Here is a 20,916-nt window from a genome sequence, read left to right as displayed (position 1 = left end):
CTCAGGCCTGCCACACGCCGTAGCCGGCCTTGCGCAGCATGATGCCTAGCTCGACTTCCATCGAGCGCGCGTCTTCGTAGGGCATCGGGTTGTAGCGCTCGTAGAGCGCGGGCAGCAGGCGCAGGCCGAACTCCTGGACGAAGCTGTTGGCCTGGATGCCGGCCTTGTGCTTGTCGAAGCGGATGTCGGGGTCCAGCCCCGTCATGCCGACGTAGACGAAGGGCTTGCCGAGTTGGTAATCAGGGTTGGCGCGACGGAAGCGGGCGTTGTTCCAGACGCGGTCGTCGAGTTCGACCACATAGACGTGGTGCTTTGCGCGTGGTTTGCGGGGCGCCCGCGGCGGCATCAGCTCTTGCGCTTGATCAGGCCGTAAAGGATCAGCAGCACGATCGCGCCCAGCACGGAAGCGATGAAGCCTGCGCCTTGGCCGGCGATGTACCAGCCCATCGATTGGCCGATGTAGGTTGCGATCAGGGAGCCGGCAATGCCGATGATCGTGGTGACGATGAAGCCCGCGGAATCGTCCCCCGGCTTGACGGCGCGTGCCACCAGACCCACGACGAACCCGATCAGAATAGTCCAGACGATGCTCATGAAAAAATTCCTTTGGCGGTGAAGTGGAAGTGGCGAAAGTCAGGCCGGCTGCGCGGCTCGCTTCATGATAGCGGAGCCATATGGATCGCCGTGACACCGAGGGCGCATGGCGTCCTACAGCGGGCTATGCCGCGCGGCGGTATACCCGTTTCATGCTGGAAAAATTGCCTGATGTCATCGGCCACGCGCTGCAGGGTGTTCGCGCGGGGCTGGACAACATCGTCTTCAATGCGCTCGGAATGCGGGAGGGCATGGCCTCCATAGCGGTGACGAGCATTGCCTTCGCTGATCACGCGCCGATACCGGCGCGCTACACCGCGGATGGGGAAGGCTTGTCGCCGCCCTTGCAATGGACGAATCTGCCGTCGGGCGCAGCGGCCTTGTTGCTGATCGTGGAGGATGCCGACTCGCCAACGCCCAACCCGCTGGTGCATGCCATCGTCGTGGGTCTGCCACCGGAAAGCGGCTCACTTGCGGAAGATGCGATACCGAGGCAGGACGGCGGCGGTGTCGGCCTGCATGTCGGGCGCAATTCGGCATTGCAGGCGATGTGGCTGCCGCCCGATCCGCCGCCGGGGCACGGGAAGCACCGCTATGCATTCCAGGTGTTCGCGTTGAGCCAGGTGCCGGAGTTTTCCGACACGCCCGGCCGGGAGGAGGTGTTCGAGGCCTTGCGCGCGCACGCCATCGCCAGCGGCCTGTTGATCGGCACCTGCGAAAGGCCCGACGGCACCATCAAGATCGAGGAAGGCATCCCTTCCGTGGGGCCGTTGGCTGCAGGTTGAGATGTCCGAAAGCGACTTTCTCGCATTCGAGTTGGTCCCAACTGTCAAAACGACGATTTTTAACGCTACAATCTGAGGCTCTGCGGTGGCTGTAGCTCAGCTGGTAGAGTCCCAGATTGTGATTCTGGTCGTCGTGGGTTCGAGTCCCATCAGCCACCCCAAAAATATCTCCTTTGCGCTATTGCTCAATAGCAATCAAAGGATTACACCGCCGGACTTGTTCCGGCGTTGTCATTTCCGGCTCCGTTTCAGGCGGCAGCCAACTCCCTTTTCCCTCTTCTGATTCGCATATCCCGTCCCGGGGTGGTGCAGCTTTACGTTGCGAGTTGTTGCATTAAAGCAATGAACGGCCGGTTTTTTGCTCAAGAGACGCGTGCGTGACAAATGTAAATTGAATTAAAATCCGCTCGTTTTCAATTTCAGGAGTCCAACAATGGCTTCGACCCTCGCAGATATCAATTCCCAGATCAAGAAGCACGACGAGCAGATTGCGCAATTGCGCAAGCAGGCCGAAGACCTGCGTAACCAGGAACGCGCGGGCGTGATCGAAGAGTTGCGCAAGAAGATCGCCGAATATGGGTTGACGGCTTCTGACCTGAAACTGACCGGCCGCGCCGCGACTGCGAAGCGCAGCGCCAGTGCCGCTCCGGCCAAGGCTGCCGCCAAATACCGCGGCCCGACGGGTGAAACCTGGTCCGGTGGTCGTGGCCGCAAGCCGCGTTGGGTGACGGAAGCATTGGCTGCTGGCAAGTCGCTTTCCGATTACGAGATCAAGTAAGTGCCTGCGCATTCGGTGGCAGGCAACTGCCCAATAAAAAAGCCCGCATCTGCGGGCTTTTTTATTGGGTGTTGAAACGCAGGGCGTTCAGTTCACCATCACGAGTTTTCCTTTGACGCCGCGCGAGCCCATGTGGGCGTAGGCGGCCTTCAATTCCGCCATCGGCATCGTGCTGTCGATCACCGGCTTGATCTTTCCCTGTCCGTACCACTGTGCCAATTCGGCCATCATCTGCGCATTGGCCTTGGGTTCGCGCTTGGCGAAATCGCCCCAGAACACGCCGACCAACGATGCGCCTTTCAACAGCGTCAGATTCAATGGCAGCGATGGAATGGGGCCGGATGCAAAACCCACCACCAAATAGCGGCCGCGCCATCCGATCGAGCGAAACGCCGGCTCCGCGAAATCACCGCCGACAGGGTCGTAAATGACATCCGGGCCTTTGCCGTCGGTCGCGGCCTTGATGGCATCGCGAAAACCGTTGGGCAGCGCGTGCGTGGTGTAGTTGATCGTCGCGTCGGCACCAATGGAGCGGCAGAGTTCACATTTCTCGTCGGTCGATGCAGCTGCAATGACCTTGGCGCCCGCGGCCTTGGCGATCTGGATGGCCGCGGTGCCCACGCCGCCGGCGGCGCCGAGCACGAGCACGGTTTCGCCAGCCTTGAGTTGGGCGCGATCCATCAGTGCATGCCACGAGGTGGCATAGATCATGATGAAAGCGGCCGCGTCGACATGGCCGAAGCCTTCGGGCAGCGGCATGCACAGCGCGGCGGGAGCCAGCGTATGGGTGCCGAAACCGCCGGTGCCCGACAGGCAGGCCACGTTCTGGCCGACCTTGAGGTGCGTGACGCCTTCGCCGATCGCCTGCACGACGCCCGCATATTCGGAGCCCGGCACGAAGGGCAGGGGCGGCTTCATCTGGTATTTGTTCTGCACGATCAGCAGATCGGGGAAATTCAGGCTGGCCGCCTTGATCTCGATCAGCACCTGGCCGGGGCCCGGGGTCGGTGTCGGCAGTTCCTTCCAGGTCAGCGCATCGACGCCGGTGGGGTTTTCGCAAAGCCATGCGTGCATGCTCGGGTCTCCTTCGTGTGAGTCGGGTGGGGGCAATGAATGCGGGCGATGATAGGGGGCGCGGCAGGGCGGGCTTGTCCCTGCTGCGACGCACCCGACGCCTACAATCTGGCGCATCCAGGACACCATGAAGATACTAATTTCCAACGACGATGGCTTTCAGGCGCCGGGCATCGTCGCTTTGCACGACGCGCTGAAGGACATCGCCGACGTCGAGGTGGTGGCCCCCGAACACAACAACAGCGCCAAGTCGAACGCGCTCACGCTGGCCGCACCGCTCTACGTGCGCGAGGCGCACAACGGCTTTCGCTACGTGACCGGCACGCCTGCCGATTGCGTGCACATCGCGCTCAAGGGCCTGCTCGACTACCGGCCGGACCTGGTGGTGTCCGGCATCAACAACGGCGCCAACATGGGCGACGACACCATCTATTCAGGGACGGTCGGCGCGGCAATGGAGGCCTATCTCTTCGGCATCCCGGCCATTGCTTTCTCGCAGATCGAAAAGGGCTGGGCGCATGTGGATGCGGCCGGCCAGGTGGCGCGCCGGCTGGTGCAGCAGATCGAGCGCGAGCGCATGCTCGGCGGCGCGCCTTTCCTGCTCAACGTCAACGTGCCGAACCTGCCGTTCGACCAGCTCAAGCCGGTCAAGGTCTGTCGCCTCGGCCGTCGCCATGCGGCTGAAAAAGTGATCACGCAAGACAGTCCGCGCGGTGAAACCATGTACTGGATCGCCGGTGCTGGTGGTGCCAAGGACAGTGGCGAGGGCACCGACTTCCACGCCACCGCGGCAGGCCACATTGCCCTGACGCCATTACAGATCGACCTGACGGACCACGCCAACCTCGGCCAATGGCGCGAGACGGTGGCCCGTCTCGGCAACTGACATGGCGACGCAGCGGCCCAGTTTTCCCGTTCGACTGACACCCACCGCTTCGGCCGCCACGCGCGGGCGCATTCCCGCCGCGCCGGTCAAGCCCTTGGTGTCGTCCACGCCCTCGATGGCTTCGGACGCCGTGCGCGCGCGCATGGTGCAAAAGCTCGCGGCGCAGGGCATTTCCGACCCGCGCGTGCTGCGCGCGATGGGCGCCGTGGACCGGCACCGCTTCGTCGACAGCGCGCTGGTCAACCAGGCCTACGAAGACACGAGCCTGCCGATCGGATTGGGTCAGACCATTTCCAAGCCCAGCGTGGTGGCTCGCATGATCGAACTGCTGCTCGGTGCGCCGGCGCTGGTCGGCAAGCCGCAAGACAAGCTGGGACGCGTGCTGGAGATCGGCACCGGCTGCGGTTATCAGGCCGCGGTGCTGAATCATGTGGTCACCGAGGTCTACAGCATCGAGCGCCTGCGCGGGCTGCATGAGCGCGCGCGCGCCAATCTGCGGCACTTCCGGCTGGCCACCGTGCACCTGATGCTGGGCGACGGAATGATCGGCTATGCCAAGGGCGCGCCTTACGCAGGCATCATTGCAGCGGCAGGCGGCGAGGCGGTGCCCGAAGCCTGGATCACGCAGCTCGCGGTGGGGGGGCGCATCGTGGCGCCAACCCATTCCGCGAGCGGCGGTCAAGCACTTGTCGTCATTGACAAGACCCCGCGGGGGTTGGAGCGGCTCATTCTTGAGGCGGTCCACTTTGTCCCCCTAAAATCGGGGATTGCTTGAAGGAATAACAAATGCAGGGTATTGGCAATCGGAGTTGGTTCGCTGGCATCACGTTGGCTTTTGTGCTCGTGATCGCGGGCTGTTCCACGCCGCGCGGGCCCGCGCCGGTTGAAGATCGCGGCACCATGACGCGCGCCCCGGCCCCCAGCACGGTTCCTGGCGGCCCACCCATCACCACCGATGCCAACGGCAAGCCGCTCGCCGGCATTGAAAACTACGGCAAGCCCGGCTACTACGCGGTTCGTCCGGGCGACACCATCCGCCGCATCGGCATCGAGACAGGACAGCGCTGGCAGGACATCGTCCGCTGGAACAACATCGACAACCCCGACCTGATCGAAGTCGGCCAGGTGCTCCGGGTAATTCCCCCGACCGGTTCGGGTACTTCCGTCGCTGTTGCGCCTCCGCCTTCGAGCGGTTCCGAAGGCGCGGTCACGAAGCCGGTGACACCGCCTCCCGTCATCGCACCGGTAACGCCATCGACCGGAGCCACCAAGCCGCCGGCTCCTGTCACCGCATCTCCGGCGAGCCCTGGCAGCGGCGCATCGGGTGACGAAGACCTCGGCTGGATCTGGCCCGCGAGCGGTTCGCTGATCGCCGGTTTCGACGAAGCCAAGAATAAGGGCTACGACATCAGCGGCAAGGCGGGCGATCCAGTGCTGGCCGCGGCCGACGGCCGTGTGGTCTATGCCGGTGCCGGCCTGCGCGGCTACGGCAACCTGATCATCCTGAAGCACAACAACACCTACCTGACCGCGTATGCGCACAACCAGACGCTGCTCGTGAAGGAAGACCAGTCGGTTCAGAAGGGCCAGAAGATCGCCGAAATGGGCAGCAGCGATGCCGATCGCGTCAAGCTGCACTTCGAGATCCGCCGCCAGGGCAAGCCCGTCGATCCCTCGCGCTACCTGCCCAGCCGGTGATGCCATGGCTGCCTCCCGCCCCCGCCGCACGCCGACCGTGCGCGGGTCGGTGGGCAAGGGCAGCGTGCTTCCGCCTTCTTCGGGCGATGCCGACGAGAACCCCGAACAAAACTTTCCTTCGCTAGAAGCCGCGGCAGACGCTCTTGCTGCGAACGCCGCGCTGCCCAATGGCGCGATGGCCGAGTTGATCGGCGGGGAGGGCGCCGATGCCCTCACCATCTACCTGCGCCAGGTGCGGCGCACGGAGCTTTTCACCCCCGCAGAGGAATACCAGGCCGCATGCGCCGCGCGGGCTGGCGACTTTGCCGCAAGGCAGTCGATGATCGAGCACAACCTGCGGCTCGTCGTGAGCATCGCCAAGGGCTACCTTGGGCGCGGCGTGCCGATGTCCGACCTGATCGAAGAGGGCAACCTGGGGCTGATGCATGCCATCACCAAGTTCGAACCCGAGCGCGGCTTTCGCTTCTCGACCTACGCGACCTGGTGGATCCGCCAGTCGGTCGAGCGCGCGGTCATGACACAGGCGCGGGCGATTCGTCTGCCGGTGCATGTGGTGCGGGAGCTTCAGCAAGTGCTGCGTGCCCGGCGCACGCTCGAAGGCGATGCCGAATTCCTTGCCCACCGGCCCGACGGCGTGCGCGTGGAGGACATTGCTGCGTTGCTGGGGCGTGACGTTCAGGCGGTGGCCGATCTGCTGGCATTGGCCGAGGCGCCGCGCTCGCTCGATGCGGGCGATGCGCGCGGCGACGACGGCTTCACGCTGGCAGACACCGTGGCCTCCGATGACGAGCAAAGCAGCCCCAGCGGCGCCACGCACGCGCACGAGGTGGAACGCCTGCTCGACCAGTGGGTGCATGCGCTCGACGCACGCGAGCGCGAGGTGCTTGAAGGCCGCTACGGGCTGCACGACCGCGAACCCGAAACCCTCGAGGTGCTGAGCGTCCGGCTCGGTCTCACGCGGGAGCGGGTCAGGCAGATCCAGAACGAAGCGCTGGCCAAGATGCGGCGTCAGCTGGCGCGTTCCGGCGTCGGGAGGGACGCGCTGTTCTAGGTGCTTTCAGGTTGACTCGGCCGCGCTGAGACAATCGGGGGATGACGGAATCCATCGAAGAAAAGAAAGTCCCCACGAATCCCGGCGAAGAATGGCTGCAGGTCGAGTCCCTCGACCTCGACGCACAGGGCGTATCGCACAAGGCTGACGGCATGGTCGTGTTCATCGAGGGCGCATTGCCTTTCGAGGAAGTGCAGTTCAACGTCCACCGCCGGAAGAACAACTGGGAGCAGGGCACGGTCACGGCCATTCGCCGCGAATCATCACAGCGCGTGCGCCCGGGCTGCCCGCATTTCGGCCTGCACACGGGTGCCTGCGGTGGCTGCAAGATGCAGCACCTGGACGCGGCGGCCCAGGTGGCCGTGAAGCAGCGTGCGCTGGAAGACAACCTGTGGCACCTCGGCAAGGTCAAGCCCGAGAACCTGCTGCGGCCGCTCGAAGGCCCGGCGTGGCACTACCGCTATCGCGCGCGGCTGTCGGTGCGGCACGTGGTCAAGAAGGGCACGGTGCTGATCGGCTTTCACGAGCGCAAGAGCCGCTACCTGGCCGACATGCAGGTGTGCCCGGTGCTGCCGAAGCAGGTCAGCGAAATGCTGATGCCGCTGCGCGCGCTGATCGGCTCGCTGGACGCGCGCGACACCTGCCCTCAGATCGAACTGGCTTGCGGCGATGCACCGGACTCCACGAAGCTCGGCACGATCGCACTGGTGCTGCGGCACCTGGAGCCGCTGTCGCGCGCCGACATCGACCGCCTGAAGGCCTTTGCGGCGGAAAACGAGGGCGTGCAATGGTGGCTGCAGGCCAAGGGGCCTGACACGGTCAAGCTGCTCGAAGAAGGCGGCTCGCCGTTGTCCTACCGGCTGCCGGAATTCGGCGTCACGATGCCCTTCAAGCCGACCGACTTCACGCAGGTCAATCCGCACATCAACCGCGCGCTCGTGGGCAAGGCGTTGCGCCTGCTCGACGTGCAGCCCGATGAGCGCGTGATCGACTGGTTCTGCGGCCTCGGCAACTTCACGCTGCCGCTGGCGAGCCAGGCGCGCGAGGTGCTGGGCATCGAGGGCAGCGACACGCTGGTGGCACGCGCCACGGCCAACTACGGGACGAACCAGCCCGCGACCTCCGCGCGCCGCGAGTTGTCGCCTGCGAAGTTTGTCGCGCGCAACCTGTTCGAGATGACGCCGGCCATGCTGGTGGAGGACGGCAGCGCGGACAAATGGCTGGTCGACCCGCCGCGCGAAGGCGCGTTCGCGCTTGCGAAGGCCATGGCCGACCTGCATCAGCAGCCCGAACTGTGCACCGATGGCTGGACGCCGCCGAAACGCATCGTGTACGTGAGCTGCAATCCGTCGACGCTGGCGCGCGATGCCGGGCTGCTGGTGCATCAGGCGGGCTACCGCTGCACCTTTGCGGGGGTGGTCAACATGTTCCCGCACACTGCGCACGTCGAGTCGATTGCGGTGTTCGAGCTGGAATGAAAAAGGGCCCCTCGCGGGGCCCTTAGTTCTTGTGCGTGGCCCCTCGGGGCCGGACACGGTCAGTCGCGTTCGCCGCCGAAGATGCCCAGCAGGGCCAGCAGGCTCTGGAACACGTTGAACAGGTCCAGGTAGAGGGCGAGGGTGGCGGTGATGTAGTTGGTTTCGCCGCCGTCCATGATCTGCTTCAGGTCATAGAGCATGTAGGCAGAGAAGATTCCGATGGCGGCCACCGAGATCACCAGCATGCCCGTGCTCGAGCCCACGAACACGTTGATGATGGCGCCGAACATCAGCACCATCGCGCCGACGAACAGGAACTTGCCCATGCCCGACAGGTCGCGCTTGATGATCGTGGCCAGCGAGGCCATGACGAAGAACACGCCGGCGGTGCCGCCGAAGGCCGTCATGATGAGTTCGGAGCCGTTCTTGAAGCCAAGCACCATGGCGATCAGGCGCGACAGCATCAGGCCCATGAAGAAGGTGAAGCCCAGCAGCACCGGCACGCCGGCGGCGGAGTTCTTGGTCTTCTCGATGGCGAACATGAAGCCGAACGCGCCGCCGAGGAACACGATGAGGCCGAGGCCGCCCGTGAGCGAACGGGTGATGCCGGTGCTGACGCCGACCCACGCGCCGAGCACGGTGGGCAGCAGGCTCAGCGCCAGCAGCCAGTAGGTGTTGCGCAGCACGCGCTGGCGTTCTGCCTGGGCCAGCGGCTGGCCGTAGCCTGTGGAGGTGTCTAGGGTGGTAACGCGGTCGTTCATGGCCGGAGCTCCTGTGGTTGCTGCTAAGACGCAGTTGGGGCGCATTCTAGGGGGCTGCAAGAGCAGGTTTCGATAAAGACCGTATGCAGGAAAGACCGTATGCAGGATGTTCCCTAGCTTGGCACCGGCCCGAAAGCATTGCTGGTGGCGTGGCCGTTATGCTGTGGGGTTTTTACGCAACCTGAGCCAAACCATGAAGACCAAGTCATTCCTCGAACTCGCCGACGTCAAGACCATCGCCGCGGCGGCAGAAGCCGAGGCCCTCAAGAACAACTGGGCCGTTACCATCGCCATTTCGGACGATGCCGGCAACCTGCTTTGGCTGCAACGCCTGGACGGCGCCGCCGCGCTGTCTTCGCACATCGCCCCTGCCAAGGCCCACACGGCCGCCATGGGCCGCCGCGAAAGCAAGGTCTACGAAGACATCATCAACGGTGGCCGTACCGCGTTCCTGACGGCGCCGGAAGTGCAGGGCCTGCTCGAAGGTGGCGTGCCGATCGTGAAGGACGGCCACGTGATCGGCGCGGTCGGAGTGAGCGGCGTGAAGTCGAATGAAGACGCGCAGATCGCCAAGGCTGGCATTGCCGCACTCGGCCTCTGATTCTTTTCAAGATCGCACAAAGCAAAACGCCGACTTCGAGGTCGGCGTTTTCTTTTGGAGGCCTCAGCGTGAAAAAAAGCTTGGCTAGTCGGCGAACCGTTGGCTAGCAAAAAACGACCCTTCGGAGATGAATCTCCTTGAGTCGCCCCACGATGAAACTTGCGCGAGGGGCGGGCTGACGACCTATTTGGTCAGGATCAGCTTGCCGAGTTTGGTGGCTTGAAGCCGATAGAGGGAGCCGTTGTGCATGATGCCCACGGTCTTGCTTCCTTTCAGAAGCTCCGTGCTTTCAACCATCGGGACCGGACGCGATGCCTGGATCGACACATGGCCGCCACCCGATTGATCAAGCGAAGGATGGTTCAGAACAGAAAAAGCGTTGGGGGTGGCTGGCATCTGGAGTTCCCTTATCGAAGCGATGACTAAATGATAATGATTCGCAATAAAAAGTCAATCGCGGCGATCAACTTTTTTTCGATCGCGATTCAGGTCACTTCGTATCGGGTTCCGTGATGAAGCCGATCTTGCGCACGCCGGCTTCACGAGCCTCGGACATGGCCTTGGCCACGCGCTCGTAGCGCACGGCCTTGTCGCCGCGGATGTGCAGCTCGGGCTGCGGTTCCTTGGCGGCTTCGGCGGCCAGGCGGCCGGGGAGTTCGCTGTCGGCGATCTTCTGCTCGTTCCAGTAGTACTCGCCATCGGCCGTGACGCTGAACAGGATGTTCTGCGGCTTGGGCTGCTCCGGCTCGCTCGTGGCGCGCGGCAGGTCGATGTTGACCGCGTGTTTCATCACCGGCACGGTGATGATGAAGATGATCAGGAGCACCAGCATGACGTCGACCAGCGGCGTCATGTTGATCTCGTTCATCACCTCGTCGGGTTCGTCTTGGGTTCCGAAAGCCATGATGCTCAGCCCTTCTTGAGCGGAACCACGATGGCTTCGCTACCGCTCTGAACGCGGGCGCCGGTCACGAAGTAGGCGTGCAGGTCGTGCGCGAAAGCATTCAGCTTGGTCAGCACGAACTTGTTGCCGCGCACCAGTGCGTTGTAGCCGAGCACCGCGGGAATGGCCACGGCCAGGCCCAGCGCCGTCATGATCAGTGCTTCACCGATGGGGCCGGCCACCTTGTCGATGGTCGCCTGGCCGGCCGAGCCGATGCTCATCAGTGCGTGGTAGATGCCCCAGACCGTGCCGAACAGGCCGATGAAGGGAGCGGTCGAGCCGACCGACGCCAGGATGGCCAAGCCGGTCTGCAGGCGTGCGGTGAACGCGTCGATGCCGTTGCGCAGGGCGCGCGTGATCCAGTCGCTCACGTCCAGCGCGTCATGCAGATGGGCCTTGGTGTTGCGGTGGTGCGCCGCGGCTTCGCGGCCTTCGAGGGCCAGCGCGCGGAAGGGGTTGCTGTCGTCCTTGCCAAGCTTGTTCAGGGCGGTCGCGAAATCTTCGCTGTGCCAGAAGTCTTGCGAATGCTTGGCCAGGCGCTTGTAGCGGATGACGTCGAGTGCCTTGACGATGATCACGATCCACGACGCGAGCGACATGCCGATCAGCAGCACAGCCACGGCCTTGGTGACGAAGTCGCCTTGGTTCCAGACGTTCATCAAGCCAAATTGGGAATCCATACGAAGTTGCTCCAGAGAAAAATTAGTTCAGAACGTAGTTGACGGGGGCGTCATAGGACATGGCCTGCACCACCCCATTGACCTTGCCGGGCACGAACCGGCATTTCAGGATGTATTCCACGGCGGCTTCGTCGAGGCGATCGAAGCCGCTGGATTTCTTGACTTCGGCGCTCTTGGGCAGCCCGTCCACGCCGACGAGCACCCGCACGATGACCTTGCCCTGCTCGCCGAGCCGCTTGCTCATGGCCGGGTAGGTCGCCTTGGGATTCTGCAGGTAGTCGGCGTTGCTCGAGGGCAGCTGCACCGCGGGAGGTGCTGGCGGAGCCGGCGGCGGTGCGGGTGGCGCCGGCGGAGCGGGCGGTGCCGGGGGAGCGGCCGGCGGCGGCGGCTCCGTGACGCCAACGGGTGCCTGGGGCGCCGGCGTGGGCTTCGGCTCGCGAATGGCCTGGGGCCGCGGCGGGGGCGGAGCCTTCGTCACCTTAGGTTGAGGCGGCGGTGGGGGCGGAGGCGGGGGATCGACCTTCGGCTTCGGCGGTTCGACGAATTGGCTCAGGATCTCGACCGGAATCACCACTTCCGCGGCGCGCCGGAGCAGTCCGCTTTGCAGTGCCCAGAGCGCGGCCGCATGAAAAACGATGACGCTTCCGGCAATGACGACATTGCGCGAGAGGCCGAGGACGGAGGGGGGAGGGGCAAAGCGGTCAGACACGATCAACCATTCGAATACGGACACCTGGAAAGGTGCCACGATTGCAGCAAAACCGCTACGAAGACGCTACCGGCGTTACTTTCGGAAAATCCACCAGACCGAACCTGCGACCAGGATCAGGCTGCCGCCGAGTGCCGAGACGAGTTCCATGCCTTGCTTTCCTTGATGGAGTTGGCAAGCTGGATCGCTCTCGGACCCGGCTCGCAATTCAAGGCGGCGACCGGATGCGAAGCGCTGCACTGCGCGACGATATCGCGCGCACAACCTTCACACTGGCCACACTGGGTGGCCACGCCGAGTTCGAACTGGACTTCGTCGAAAGTCATGCCGGCACGCACGTGACGTGCGATTTCGCGGTCGGAGACTCGGCGGCAGACGCAAACGATCATGGCGGTGAAAGCGGCAGTTGGCTGGCTGTTGGATGTGGCTGATTATAAATAAGAATTCATCGCATTTGCAATAACTATGGTGTTACCGATTCATGCAGCCTCTGCGAGCATGAGTCAGATGTCCGACCAGAGCCGCAGCAGATTGTGATAGTGGCCTGTCAGCGACACCGTTTCCTCGCATTCGCCCAGGCGAGCGCGCAGCTTCTGGATGCTCTGGTCGAGCTCGAAAAGCATGCCGCGCTGCTGGTCGCTCCGGACCATGCTCTGCAGCCAGAAGAACGAGCACACGCGCGCGCCCCGGGTCACCGGGTGGACCCGGTGCAGGCTGCTGGCTGGGTAAAGAATGAGATCCCCGGCCGGCAGCTTCACCTCGTGCGAGCCGTAGGTGTCGATCACCTCCAGCTCGCCGCCTTCGTAGTCTTCCGGTTCGCAGAGAAAAAGCGTGCAGGACAGGTCCGTCCGCAACTGCTCTCCGCTGCCCGGTACGGCCCTGACGGCGCCGTCGACATGAACCCCGTAGTTTTCGCCGCCTTCGTAGCGGTTGAAAAGCGGCGGCACGAAGCGAAGCGGCAGCGCGGCAGAGAAGAAGAGAGGATTCCGGGCCAACGCCGCCAGCACCGTCCTGCCGAGTTCGCGGCCGACAGGCGACTGCTCCGGCAACTGCCGGTTGTGCTTGACCTGGGCGCCTTGGTCGCCGACGGTCTCGCGGCCATCGGTCCAGGCCGCGGCGTCGAGCGCGGTACGCATCTGGCGAACCTGATCGGGGCTCAGCACCCCGGGCACATGCAGCATCATTTGTAAAGAATTCCGCAGTCAGAAAAGCCCCGACATGGGCCGGGTTTCAAGTGTCGCACCGCCTCGACCGATGGCCGGTTTTCAATAGACGTCGCGGCGATAGCGCCCGCTGGCCGACAGTTCGCGCACCAGATCCTCGCCGGCAATCTGGCGCAAGGCGGCGTCCACCCCCGAAGCCATGCCCTTCAGGCTGCCGCAGACATAGATCGCCGCGCCGTCCCGCAGCCATTGGAGCAAGGTATCGGCCGATTGCAGCAGCCGATGCTGCACGTAAAAGCGCTCAGGCTGGTCGCGCGAGAACACCATATCGAGCCGCCGCAGCATGCCCTGGGCCTGCCAGGCTTCGATTTCCTGTCGGCAGAGAAAGTCGTGGGCTTGCTGGCGCTCGCCAAATATCAGCCAGTTGTCGTGCCGACCGGCGGCCGCCCGTGCGCGCAGGTGGGCGCGCAGTCCGGCCAAGCCCGTGCCGTTTCCGATCAGGATCAGCGGTCGGGCTTCGTTTCCGTCAAGACGAAAACCCCGGTGCGGCCGCAGGCGCATCGCCACGGTGTCGCCGACCGTGAGGGTCGAGGTCAGCAGGCCCGACGCGGCGCCCAACGTGCCGTCCGGGTGCTGCTCCTGGCGCACCAGCAGTTGCAGCTCGCCGTCGGAATGCAGCGACGAAATCGAGTAGTCACGCGGATGCGTGGGATCGCTCGCGATGGCGACCTGGGCCAGATCGCCGGAGCTCCAATGCGGCATTGGCCCCGCCTGGGGCACAAACCCCAGGTGAAAGACCGGGGCACCGGCGCTGCCGGGGTTGAGCAGCTCCCGGCTGGCCAGCCGCCACTGCGCGAATGCGTTATCCGGCTCTTCGGCGGTTGCTACGGCGTCCGAAGAGCCCCATCGGGCCTGCCATTCGGCCAAGGCGCCGGGATCGCTGTTGTCGACCTCGATGCGTTCGAACTCGCGCGCGGCGCCTGCCGCATGCAGCCACTCGTCGAGCGCGCGGCCGAAGCCGCAGAAGTTGGCGTACTGCCGGTCGCCCAGCGCGAGCACCGCGTACCGTAGCGAGCCCAGCGCTGGCGGCGAACCCATCACCTGCTCGCAGAAGACGCTGGCGCCATCGGGCGCATCGCCTTCGCCGTAGGTGCTCGCGATGAAGAGAGCGCGACCCGCGGTGCCGAGGGTCGCGGCATCAAGCGCGTTCAATTCCATAACCCGCACGGGCGTGCCGGCGGCTCGCAACTGCTTTGCCGTCTGCCAGGCGATGGCCTCCGCCTGGCCTGTCTGGCTGGCGAACACAACGAGCGTAGGTGGTTCGTCGTGGCTGTCGGCCGACAGCGCGGCCGCGGCGCGCACTGCAGCAGCCTTTCTTCGGCGCTCACGCACATAGATGGCAGTGCAGAGTGCGCCATAGGCGATCACGGAAGAGCTCGCGCCAAGCGCGCGCCATGCGGCCTCGTTCATGCCCGGACTTGCGCAGGCCAGTTGCTCGTGGCTCGCACGGCAGGTGACGGATCGCCATGACTCACGAACAACGCAGCGACACCGTGCCGTTCGGCAAAATCCTGGCCCTCGTCGGGGCCCAGCACCGTCAGCACGGTGGCCAGCGCGTCGGCTTGCATGCATCGCGGGTGCACCACGGTCACGCTCGCCAACGCATGGGCGACGGGCTCGCCGGTGCGCGGGTCGATGGTGTGCGACCAGCGCTTGCCTTCATGCGCCCGTTGGTGCCAGCGGTCGCCGGAGGTCGCGACGGCCATGTCCGCCAGCGCGATGCGTTGCGCGGCGGCCAGGCCGCTGTCGACCTGCACCTGCCACGGCTGTCCGCCCGGACGCCGTCCGACGCCCCGCAGCTCACCGCCGATTTCGAACAGGAAGTCGGCCAGCCCCAGCGCCTGCAGCGTCTCCGTACCATGGTCGACCGCGAAGCCCTTGGCGATGCCGGAAAGATCGAGCGCAACACTGCCTGGCTGCGTCAGCGAAACATCGGCCGCATCGAAAGCCAGCCGATGCCAGCCGACCTGCGAACGGGCTTCGGCGAGCGCCTGAGCCGCAGGCAAGCCGGCTTCATTGGCCTCGGGGCCGAAGCCCCAGCAAGCGACCAGAGAGCCCACCGTCGGATCGATCGCACCGCCACTGGCGGCTGCCCATGACGCGGCGCAGCGCATCACCTCGCCGAATTCTTTCGGCAGCACATGGCGCGACCCGGCGGGGGCGCTGTTGATCCGGCTGATGTCCGAGTCCTGCTCCCAATGGCTCATCTGCGCGACCACCGTACCCAGCGCCCCCTCGACAGCCTCGCGCACCAGCGTCAGCGGCAGCATCCGAGGGTTGTCGAAACGCAGCGACCAGGTGGTGCCCATCGTCTGGCCGGCCAACTGCTGAAGGCTGGCGGGATCGGCGGGGCGAGGGACGGCCGCGTTGGCGTAGCCACCGGCGCGCCAGGTGCTGAACGAAAGGCCCAAGGTCGCTTGCCGCGTCAGGGCATCACTTCGAGGGTGGCCGCGTAGCTCAGGCGGCGCTCCTTGGCTTGCGGCACCGTGGTCTTGCTGTCCTTGGTGCTGGCGTCGAGCCAGTACATGCCGGCGGCCGGCCAGGTCACGCTGAACTGGCCCTTGTCGTCGGTCTTCAGCTTGAGTTCCTCGAGCTTGTCGCGGTATTGCGTGTTGCCTGCCGTCACCGTCACTTCGAGGCCCTTCGCGGGCTGGCCGTCCAGGTTGAGCGTGAACGTGGCTTTCTCGCCCTTGGCCAGATCGGTCGGGCTGCCCGCGGCGATCAGTTCCAGACCCTGGCCGACCGGCTTGAGCGCCGAGGGCTTGCCGACGGTCACGAAGGTCTCGATGCGGCCGGACGACTGCGTGATGGTCACGTCCGTCGCATCGGCGGGCACTTCCTTGGCGATGCTCTCGGCCGTGCCGCGTGCGCGCTTGGTCTGGCCCGTGGCCTTGTCTTTCCAGCTTGCGAACGCGCCGGCGTTGATCACCGCGATGCGGTAAGTGCCGGTCTGCGCCACGTTCACATCGAATACGTTGCGCAGCTTGAGCTTGGCTTCGGCCTCGGGCTTGACGGTGCTGCCGTCGGGCGCGGTGATCTGCAGGCCGTCCAGGCGCAGCGGCGCGTGGTTGGCGACGAACAGGTCGTTCGACACGGCGGCGTCGACCGAAACGGTGTCCGCCTTGGAGAACACGGTGGACGAGGGCAGCAGCCAGGCGTTGTGCGCCTGGGCCAGCGAAGCGATGGCGGTGAGGGCGATGGCGAGGCCGGCGGCGCGCAGGTTGAGATGGGTCATGTTGTTGGATCCTGGAAGTGACGGGCTGGCGGTGAAGGGCGGTCGGGCGGCTTGGTCAGGGCTTGAGTTCGAGCTTGATCTCGCCGAGCTCTTCCTTGCCGGAAACGGTCGGCAGCGCGGCGGCGGTCGGCGGCCACTGGAACGGAATGCTCACGACCTCGCGGCCGCCCACTTCGCGTGCGGCTTCCACCACCAGCTTGTAGGCGCCGGGGGCGAGCTTCGGCATCTGTGCGGTGCCTTCGGTGAAGCTCAGCTGGTGCTTGCCGGCGGGCTTGGTTGCGCCCGTCACGCCGTCGACCGGCACTGCGAGTTCACGGCCACCGCGGCGCCACCACTGGCGCAGGTCCTTCAGCCATTTCGTGCCTTCGCCCTCGGGGTTGTTCGTCTTGGTGCGCACGTCGTACCAGACGGCCAGCGTGCCGGCCACGGTGTTGTCGGCGCGCTCGATCCAGGTCGCCACGTAGGGGCGGTGGTACTCGGAGACGTTCAGCCGCGGAATCTCGATATTGACCGCCAGCCCCGCGGCGAAGGCCGGGGCCGCGAACAGTGCCGACATGGCAAGCGGCGCGAGTGAGTAGCGAACGTGCACGGAAACCTCTTTTTCTGGAAACGATGAATGGATCAGTGAATGAACAGCAGCGCGAGCAGCACCGGCACCACCAGCCCCATGCCGACCATGGGCCAGGTGAACGGGCGGTTGCCGGCGTGCATCTTGAGAATGAACAGGCCGGTGATCGAGAAGACCAGCGCGGCGCCCGCGAAGATGTCGATGAACCAGCTCCACGCAGCGCCGGTGTTGCGGCCCTTGTGGAGGTCGTTGAAGTAGGAGAGCCAGCCGCGGTCGGTGCGCTCGTATTCGATCTCGCCGTCGGTCAGGCTCAGGCGCAGCCAGGCGTCGCCGCCAGGGCGGGGGAGCGAAAGATAGATTTCGTCGTCCGACCACTCGGCGTCGCGGCCGGCTGTGGCGATGTCCCAGTGCTGCTGGACCCAGGCTTGCAGTTCGGCGGGCAGGGGGGCCTTGCCCTTCTCGGCCTTGGCGGCGGGCAGTTGCTTTTCGAGCTGCGCGCGCAAGGCTTCGTCAACTGTGCCGCTGCGCTTGGTGACGGCCGGCTTGGCCTCGATCTGGCCGGCATGGTTCAGCGTGAAGCCTGTGATGCTGAAAAGGATCATGCCGATCAGGCAGATCGCCGAGCTGACCCAGTGCCATTCATGCAGGGTCTTGAGCCAATAGGCGCGGCGTCGGTTGTCAGCGTGGGCGGCAGTCATCGAAGGCGCGGATTCTATCTGCGCAGATGAGAATGACTGCTAATTGAGGGTGGTTAAGTTACGTAAAGCAATAAAAAACGGGACCGAGGTCCCGTTGGCTGGAAAGCGTAAAGGCTTTGCTTATTCGAGTTCGCCCATCTGCGACTGCAGGTAGTTCTGCAGGCCGACGCGGTCGATCAAGTCGATCTGCGTCTCGAGGAAGTCGATGTGCTCTTCGGTGTCGTCCAGGATCTCTTGCAGCAGATCGCGCGAGACATAGTCGCGCACGGATTCGCAATGCGCGATGCCGTCCTTGATGGTGGCTTGAGCGCCGGTCTCGGCGCCGAGGTCGCAACGCAGCAGCTCGGGCACGTCTTCGCCGATGTTCAGCTTGCCCAGGTCCTGCAGGTTCGGCAGGCCGTCGAGCATGAAGATGCGGTCCATCAGCTTGTCGGCGTGCTTCATTTCGCCGATCGATTCCTCGTATTCCTTCTTCGCCAGCTTGTCCAGACCCCAGTGCTTGAGCATGCGGTAGTGCAGGAAGTACTGGTTGATCGCGGTCAGCTCGTTCTTGAGCTGCGCCTGCAGATGTTCGATGACCTTGGGGTCGCCCTTCATGGTTTTTTCCTTGTTCTGAAAGCGGTGATTGTCAGAGTGGTGAACATGCACTTGCAAGCAATCCCATGCTGCGCCGGTCTGCATGCGTTTGATCGTGATACACGTTCGTATTGAATCGTGTCAGAGGTGTGTCGCGGGCCATCGGGAACATAGCAAGCTCCAATACTTTTAATAGATGTTGACTATTAAATGAGTTGAATTGGTAGTTATACTCATGGCTCGCACTTATTTTTGTCCACCCGTAGCATCCAAGGAATCACCATGTCCCTGATCAACACTCAAGTCCAGCCCTTCAAGACCCAGGCCTACCTCAACGGCAAGTTCATCGATGTGTCCGACGAGACGCTGAAGGGCAAATGGTCCGTGCTGATCTTCATGCCCGCGGCATTCACCTTCAACTGCCCGACCGAAGTCGAAGACGCGGCCGACAACTACCCCGAATTCCAGAAGCTGGGTGCCGAGGTCTACATCGTGACCACCGACACGCACTTCTCGCACAAGGTCTGGCACGACACCTCGCCGGCCGTCGGCAAGGCCAAGTTCCCGCTGGTGGGCGACCCGACCCACACGCTGACCAACGCTTTCGGCGTGCACATCCCCGAAGAAGGCCTGGCTCTGCGCGGCACCTTCGTGATCAACCCCGAAGGCATCATCAAGACCGCCGAAGTGCACTCCAACGAAATCGCCCGCGACGTCAAGGAAACCCTGCGCAAGCTGAAGGCAGCCGTCTACACCGCCGCGCACCCGAACGAAGTCTGCCCGGCCAAGTGGAATGAAGGCGACAAGACGATCGCCCCGTCGTTCGACCTCGTCGGCAAGATCTAAGCGCCCCGCGCGAAAGCCCGGGCGCTCACGAGGCCCCGGGCTTTTTTGTCCCCAGTTGATAGTTTCCAGTTATCGAAAGAGAGTCCCTCATGCTCGACGCAAACACCAAAGCCCAATTGAAGAGTTACCTCGAACGCGCCACGCAGCCGATCGAGATCGTCGCCTCGCTCGACGACAGCAAGGCCTCGGGCGAAGTGTTGTCGCTGCTGAAGGACGTGGCCGAATCGTCCCCGCTGGTCAAGCTGACCGAAAGCCGCGACGACAACCATCGCAAGCCCTCGTTCTCGGTCAATCGCCCGAGCGAAAACCACGGCCCGCGCTTTGCCGGCCTGCCCATGGGCCATGAATTCACGTCGCTGATCCTCGCGCTGCTGCAGATCGGCGGCTATCCCCCGAAGGTCGAGCAGGCCGTGCTCGACCAGATCAAGGCGCTCGACGGCGATTTCGAGTTCGAAATCTACGTCTCGCTCACCTGCCACAACTGCCCCGACGTGGTCCAGGCGCTGAACCTGATGGCGGTGCAGAACCCGCGCATCCGCGCCACCATGATCGAAGGCGGCACCTTCCAGGACGAAGTCAAGGAACGCCAGATCATGGCCGTGCCGACCGTGTTCCTGAACGGCACCGAATTCGGCCAGGGCCGCATGAGCCTGGAAGAAATCCTCGCCAAGATCGACAACAGCGGCGTCGAGCGCGAAGCCAAGAAGATCGCCGGCAAGGATGCATTCGACGTGCTGATCGTCGGCGGCGGCCCCGCTGGCGCCGCGGCAGCCGTGTACGCCGCGCGCAAGGGCATCCGCACCGGCGTGGCCTCGGAGCGCTTCGGCGGCCAGGTGCTCGACACCATGGGCATCGAGAACTTCATCTCGATCAAGGAAACCGAAGGGCCGAAGTTCGCCCACGCCCTAGAAGAGCATGTGCGCGACTACGACGTCGACATCATGAACCTGCAGCGCGCCAAGGCGCTGGTGCCGGGCCAGGACCTGATCGAAGTGCAGCTCGAAAGCGGCGCCTCGCTCAAGAGTAAGACGGTGATCATTTCGACTGGCGCTCGCTGGCGCAACATCAACGTGCCCGGCGAGCACGAGTTCAAGAACAAGGGCGTGGCCTACTGCCCGCACTGCGACGGCCCGCTGTTCAAGGGCAAGCGCGTCGCGGTGATCGGCGGCGGCAACTCGGGCGTCGAGGCGGCCATCGACCTGGCCGGCATCGTGGGCCATGTCACGCTGATCGAGTTCGACACGCAACTGCGCGCCGACGCCGTGCTGCAGCGCAAGCTCAAGAGCCTGAAGAACGTCGACATCTTCACCAATGCGCAGACCACCGAGATCACCGGCGACCAGAAGGTCAACGGCTTGGTCTTCAAGGACCGCGCGACGGGCGAACTGAAGACGGTGGAGCTCGAAGGCGTGTTCATCCAGATCGGCCTCGTGCCCAACACCGACTGGCTCAAGGGCACGGTCGAGCTGTCGAAGCACGGAGAAATCATTGTCGACGCACGCGGCCAGACGTCGGTGCCCGGCGTGTTCGCGGCAGGCGACGCCACCACGGTGCCGTTCAAGCAGATCATCATCGCGGCGGGCGACGGCGCGAAGGCGGCGCTGGGTGCTTTTGACCACCTGATCCGCACTTCGGCCCCAGCATAAGTAAGCATTTGGTTGTTTAGTTGAGAATTATTCTCATAAAATAACGGGCTTGGGTCCTACAGCGCTGGGGCCCCTCATTGCCAGCC

26 protein-coding genes and 1 tRNA gene are annotated in these 20,916 nt (G+C 64.3%); 11 read left to right on the top strand and 16 right to left on the bottom strand.

Annotated features, from left to right (window positions below; translation table 11 throughout):
• Nucleotide 1: 1 nt before the first annotated feature.
• Nucleotides 2-346 (bottom strand): hypothetical protein, encoded by a 345-nt coding sequence (locus tag L3V85_RS24170; protein WP_237675220.1) that lies wholly within the window; start codon nucleotides 344-346, stop codon nucleotides 2-4.
• Nucleotides 346-594, bottom strand: coding sequence for a GlsB/YeaQ/YmgE family stress response membrane protein (locus L3V85_RS24165; RefSeq protein WP_237675219.1), 249 nt, complete (start codon nucleotides 592-594; stop codon nucleotides 346-348). Before L3V85_RS24165 ends, L3V85_RS24170 begins: the two co-directional genes overlap by 1 nt.
• A gap of 80 nt (nucleotides 595-674) precedes the next feature.
• Here L3V85_RS24165 and L3V85_RS24160 point away from each other — a divergent pair, with 80 nt between their 5' ends.
• The 3 genes from L3V85_RS24160 (at nucleotide 675) to L3V85_RS24150 (ending at nucleotide 2,157) form a co-directional block, all read left to right on the top strand.
• The gene (locus tag L3V85_RS24160; protein ID WP_237675218.1) at nucleotides 675-1,379 is read left to right on the top strand and encodes a YbhB/YbcL family Raf kinase inhibitor-like protein; all 705 of its coding nucleotides are present in this window, start codon (nucleotides 675-677) and stop codon (nucleotides 1,377-1,379) included.
• Between the two features lie 85 nt (nucleotides 1,380-1,464).
• Nucleotides 1,465-1,540, top strand: a tRNA-His gene (locus L3V85_RS24155).
• 272 nt (nucleotides 1,541-1,812) lie between these two features.
• Entirely contained in the window at nucleotides 1,813-2,157 is a 345-nt protein-coding gene (locus L3V85_RS24150; RefSeq protein WP_237675217.1) for an H-NS family nucleoid-associated regulatory protein, read from the top strand.
• Between the two features lie 87 nt (nucleotides 2,158-2,244).
• On the opposite strand, the gene L3V85_RS24145 is transcribed toward L3V85_RS24150, so the two are convergent.
• Nucleotides 2,245-3,231 carry an NADPH:quinone oxidoreductase family protein gene (locus tag L3V85_RS24145; RefSeq protein ID WP_237680638.1) on the bottom strand — a complete coding sequence of 329 codons (987 nt, stop codon included), beginning with the start codon at nucleotides 3,229-3,231 and terminating at the stop codon, nucleotides 2,245-2,247.
• Nucleotides 3,232-3,358: 127 nt separating this feature from the next.
• Between L3V85_RS24145 and surE the strand changes: the two genes are divergently transcribed.
• The 5 genes from surE to rlmD are packed head-to-tail and all read left to right on the top strand — an operon-like array spanning nucleotide 3,359 to nucleotide 8,344.
• Nucleotides 3,359-4,117: a 5'/3'-nucleotidase SurE gene (gene surE / locus L3V85_RS24140; RefSeq protein ID WP_106933873.1), complete on the top strand. Its 759-nt coding sequence runs from the start codon at nucleotides 3,359-3,361 to the stop codon at nucleotides 4,115-4,117.
• A gap of 1 nt (nucleotide 4,118) precedes the next feature.
• On the top strand, nucleotides 4,119-4,892 hold the full coding sequence (locus tag L3V85_RS24135) for a protein-L-isoaspartate(D-aspartate) O-methyltransferase (protein WP_237675216.1): 774 nt from the start codon (nucleotides 4,119-4,121) through the stop codon (nucleotides 4,890-4,892).
• Nucleotides 4,893-4,903: 11 nt separating this feature from the next.
• A complete protein-coding gene (locus tag L3V85_RS24130) occupies nucleotides 4,904-5,815 on the top strand; it encodes a peptidoglycan DD-metalloendopeptidase family protein (RefSeq protein WP_237675215.1) in 912 nt (303 codons plus the stop codon).
• A 4-nt stretch (nucleotides 5,816-5,819) separates the two neighbouring features.
• A complete protein-coding gene (locus L3V85_RS24125; protein ID WP_237675214.1) occupies nucleotides 5,820-6,866 on the top strand; it encodes a sigma-70 family RNA polymerase sigma factor in 1,047 nt (348 codons plus the stop codon).
• Nucleotides 6,867-6,907: 41 nt separating this feature from the next.
• The gene (gene rlmD, locus L3V85_RS24120) at nucleotides 6,908-8,344 is read left to right on the top strand and encodes a 23S rRNA (uracil(1939)-C(5))-methyltransferase RlmD (protein WP_237675213.1); all 1,437 of its coding nucleotides are present in this window, start codon (nucleotides 6,908-6,910) and stop codon (nucleotides 8,342-8,344) included.
• Nucleotides 8,345-8,403: 59 nt separating this feature from the next.
• On the opposite strand, the gene L3V85_RS24115 is transcribed toward rlmD, so the two are convergent.
• Nucleotides 8,404-9,105, bottom strand: coding sequence for a Bax inhibitor-1/YccA family protein (locus L3V85_RS24115; RefSeq protein ID WP_237675212.1), 702 nt, complete (start codon nucleotides 9,103-9,105; stop codon nucleotides 8,404-8,406).
• 193 nt (nucleotides 9,106-9,298) lie between these two features.
• Between L3V85_RS24115 and L3V85_RS24110 the strand changes: the two genes are divergently transcribed.
• The gene (locus L3V85_RS24110) at nucleotides 9,299-9,706 is read left to right on the top strand and encodes a GlcG/HbpS family heme-binding protein (RefSeq protein WP_081268676.1); all 408 of its coding nucleotides are present in this window, start codon (nucleotides 9,299-9,301) and stop codon (nucleotides 9,704-9,706) included.
• Between the two features lie 183 nt (nucleotides 9,707-9,889).
• Here L3V85_RS24110 and hemP read toward each other — a convergent pair whose 3' ends face one another.
• From hemP to bfr, 12 genes are all read right to left on the bottom strand, one after another.
• Nucleotides 9,890-10,102 (bottom strand): hemin uptake protein HemP, encoded by a 213-nt coding sequence (gene hemP / locus L3V85_RS24105; protein WP_237675211.1) that lies wholly within the window; start codon nucleotides 10,100-10,102, stop codon nucleotides 9,890-9,892.
• 94 nt (nucleotides 10,103-10,196) lie between these two features.
• Entirely contained in the window at nucleotides 10,197-10,610 is a 414-nt protein-coding gene (locus L3V85_RS24100; protein ID WP_237675210.1) for an ExbD/TolR family protein, read from the bottom strand.
• A gap of 5 nt (nucleotides 10,611-10,615) precedes the next feature.
• On the bottom strand, nucleotides 10,616-11,329 hold the full coding sequence (locus tag L3V85_RS24095) for a MotA/TolQ/ExbB proton channel family protein (protein WP_237675209.1): 714 nt from the start codon (nucleotides 11,327-11,329) through the stop codon (nucleotides 10,616-10,618).
• A 22-nt stretch (nucleotides 11,330-11,351) separates the two neighbouring features.
• Nucleotides 11,352-12,041, bottom strand: a complete 690-nt coding sequence (locus L3V85_RS24090; RefSeq protein ID WP_414080242.1) for an energy transducer TonB — start codon at nucleotides 12,039-12,041, stop codon at nucleotides 11,352-11,354.
• A 113-nt stretch (nucleotides 12,042-12,154) separates the two neighbouring features.
• Nucleotides 12,155-12,427 carry a (2Fe-2S)-binding protein gene (locus L3V85_RS24085; RefSeq protein WP_081270483.1) on the bottom strand — a complete coding sequence of 91 codons (273 nt, stop codon included), beginning with the start codon at nucleotides 12,425-12,427 and terminating at the stop codon, nucleotides 12,155-12,157.
• Between the two features lie 114 nt (nucleotides 12,428-12,541).
• Entirely contained in the window at nucleotides 12,542-13,222 is a 681-nt protein-coding gene (locus L3V85_RS24080) for a Fe2+-dependent dioxygenase (protein ID WP_237675207.1), read from the bottom strand.
• An 81-nt stretch (nucleotides 13,223-13,303) separates the two neighbouring features.
• Nucleotides 13,304-14,671 (bottom strand): sulfite reductase subunit alpha, encoded by a 1,368-nt coding sequence (locus L3V85_RS24075; protein ID WP_237675206.1) that lies wholly within the window; start codon nucleotides 14,669-14,671, stop codon nucleotides 13,304-13,306.
• On the bottom strand, nucleotides 14,668-15,672 hold the full coding sequence (locus L3V85_RS24070) for an FAD:protein FMN transferase (protein WP_237675205.1): 1,005 nt from the start codon (nucleotides 15,670-15,672) through the stop codon (nucleotides 14,668-14,670). The genes L3V85_RS24075 and L3V85_RS24070 overlap by 4 nt, the downstream gene beginning before the upstream one ends.
• Before the next feature lie 14 nt (nucleotides 15,673-15,686).
• Nucleotides 15,687-16,496: a DUF4198 domain-containing protein gene (locus L3V85_RS24065; protein WP_237675204.1), complete on the bottom strand. Its 810-nt coding sequence runs from the start codon at nucleotides 16,494-16,496 to the stop codon at nucleotides 15,687-15,689.
• A 55-nt stretch (nucleotides 16,497-16,551) separates the two neighbouring features.
• Nucleotides 16,552-17,085 carry a DUF2271 domain-containing protein gene (locus L3V85_RS24060; protein WP_237675203.1) on the bottom strand — a complete coding sequence of 178 codons (534 nt, stop codon included), beginning with the start codon at nucleotides 17,083-17,085 and terminating at the stop codon, nucleotides 16,552-16,554.
• A gap of 32 nt (nucleotides 17,086-17,117) precedes the next feature.
• Complete coding sequence (locus tag L3V85_RS24055; protein WP_237675202.1) at nucleotides 17,118-17,762, bottom strand: PepSY-associated TM helix domain-containing protein; 645 nt, start codon at nucleotides 17,760-17,762, stop codon at nucleotides 17,118-17,120.
• 120 nt (nucleotides 17,763-17,882) lie between these two features.
• Nucleotides 17,883-18,359, bottom strand: a complete 477-nt coding sequence (gene bfr, locus L3V85_RS24050) for a bacterioferritin (protein ID WP_056583098.1) — start codon at nucleotides 18,357-18,359, stop codon at nucleotides 17,883-17,885.
• 261 nt (nucleotides 18,360-18,620) lie between these two features.
• Here bfr and ahpC point away from each other — a divergent pair, with 261 nt between their 5' ends.
• Complete coding sequence (gene ahpC / locus L3V85_RS24045) at nucleotides 18,621-19,184, top strand: alkyl hydroperoxide reductase subunit C (protein WP_007830764.1); 564 nt, start codon at nucleotides 18,621-18,623, stop codon at nucleotides 19,182-19,184.
• A gap of 89 nt (nucleotides 19,185-19,273) precedes the next feature.
• The gene (gene ahpF / locus L3V85_RS24040; RefSeq protein WP_237675201.1) at nucleotides 19,274-20,830 is read left to right on the top strand and encodes an alkyl hydroperoxide reductase subunit F; all 1,557 of its coding nucleotides are present in this window, start codon (nucleotides 19,274-19,276) and stop codon (nucleotides 20,828-20,830) included.
• Nucleotides 20,831-20,916: the final 86 nt, after the last annotated feature.

The sequence above is a fragment of the Variovorax paradoxus genome (assembly GCF_022009635.1).
Taxonomy (GTDB): Bacteria; Pseudomonadota; Gammaproteobacteria; order Burkholderiales; family Burkholderiaceae_C; genus Variovorax.
This window is presented reverse-complemented; position numbering and strand designations above follow the sequence as displayed.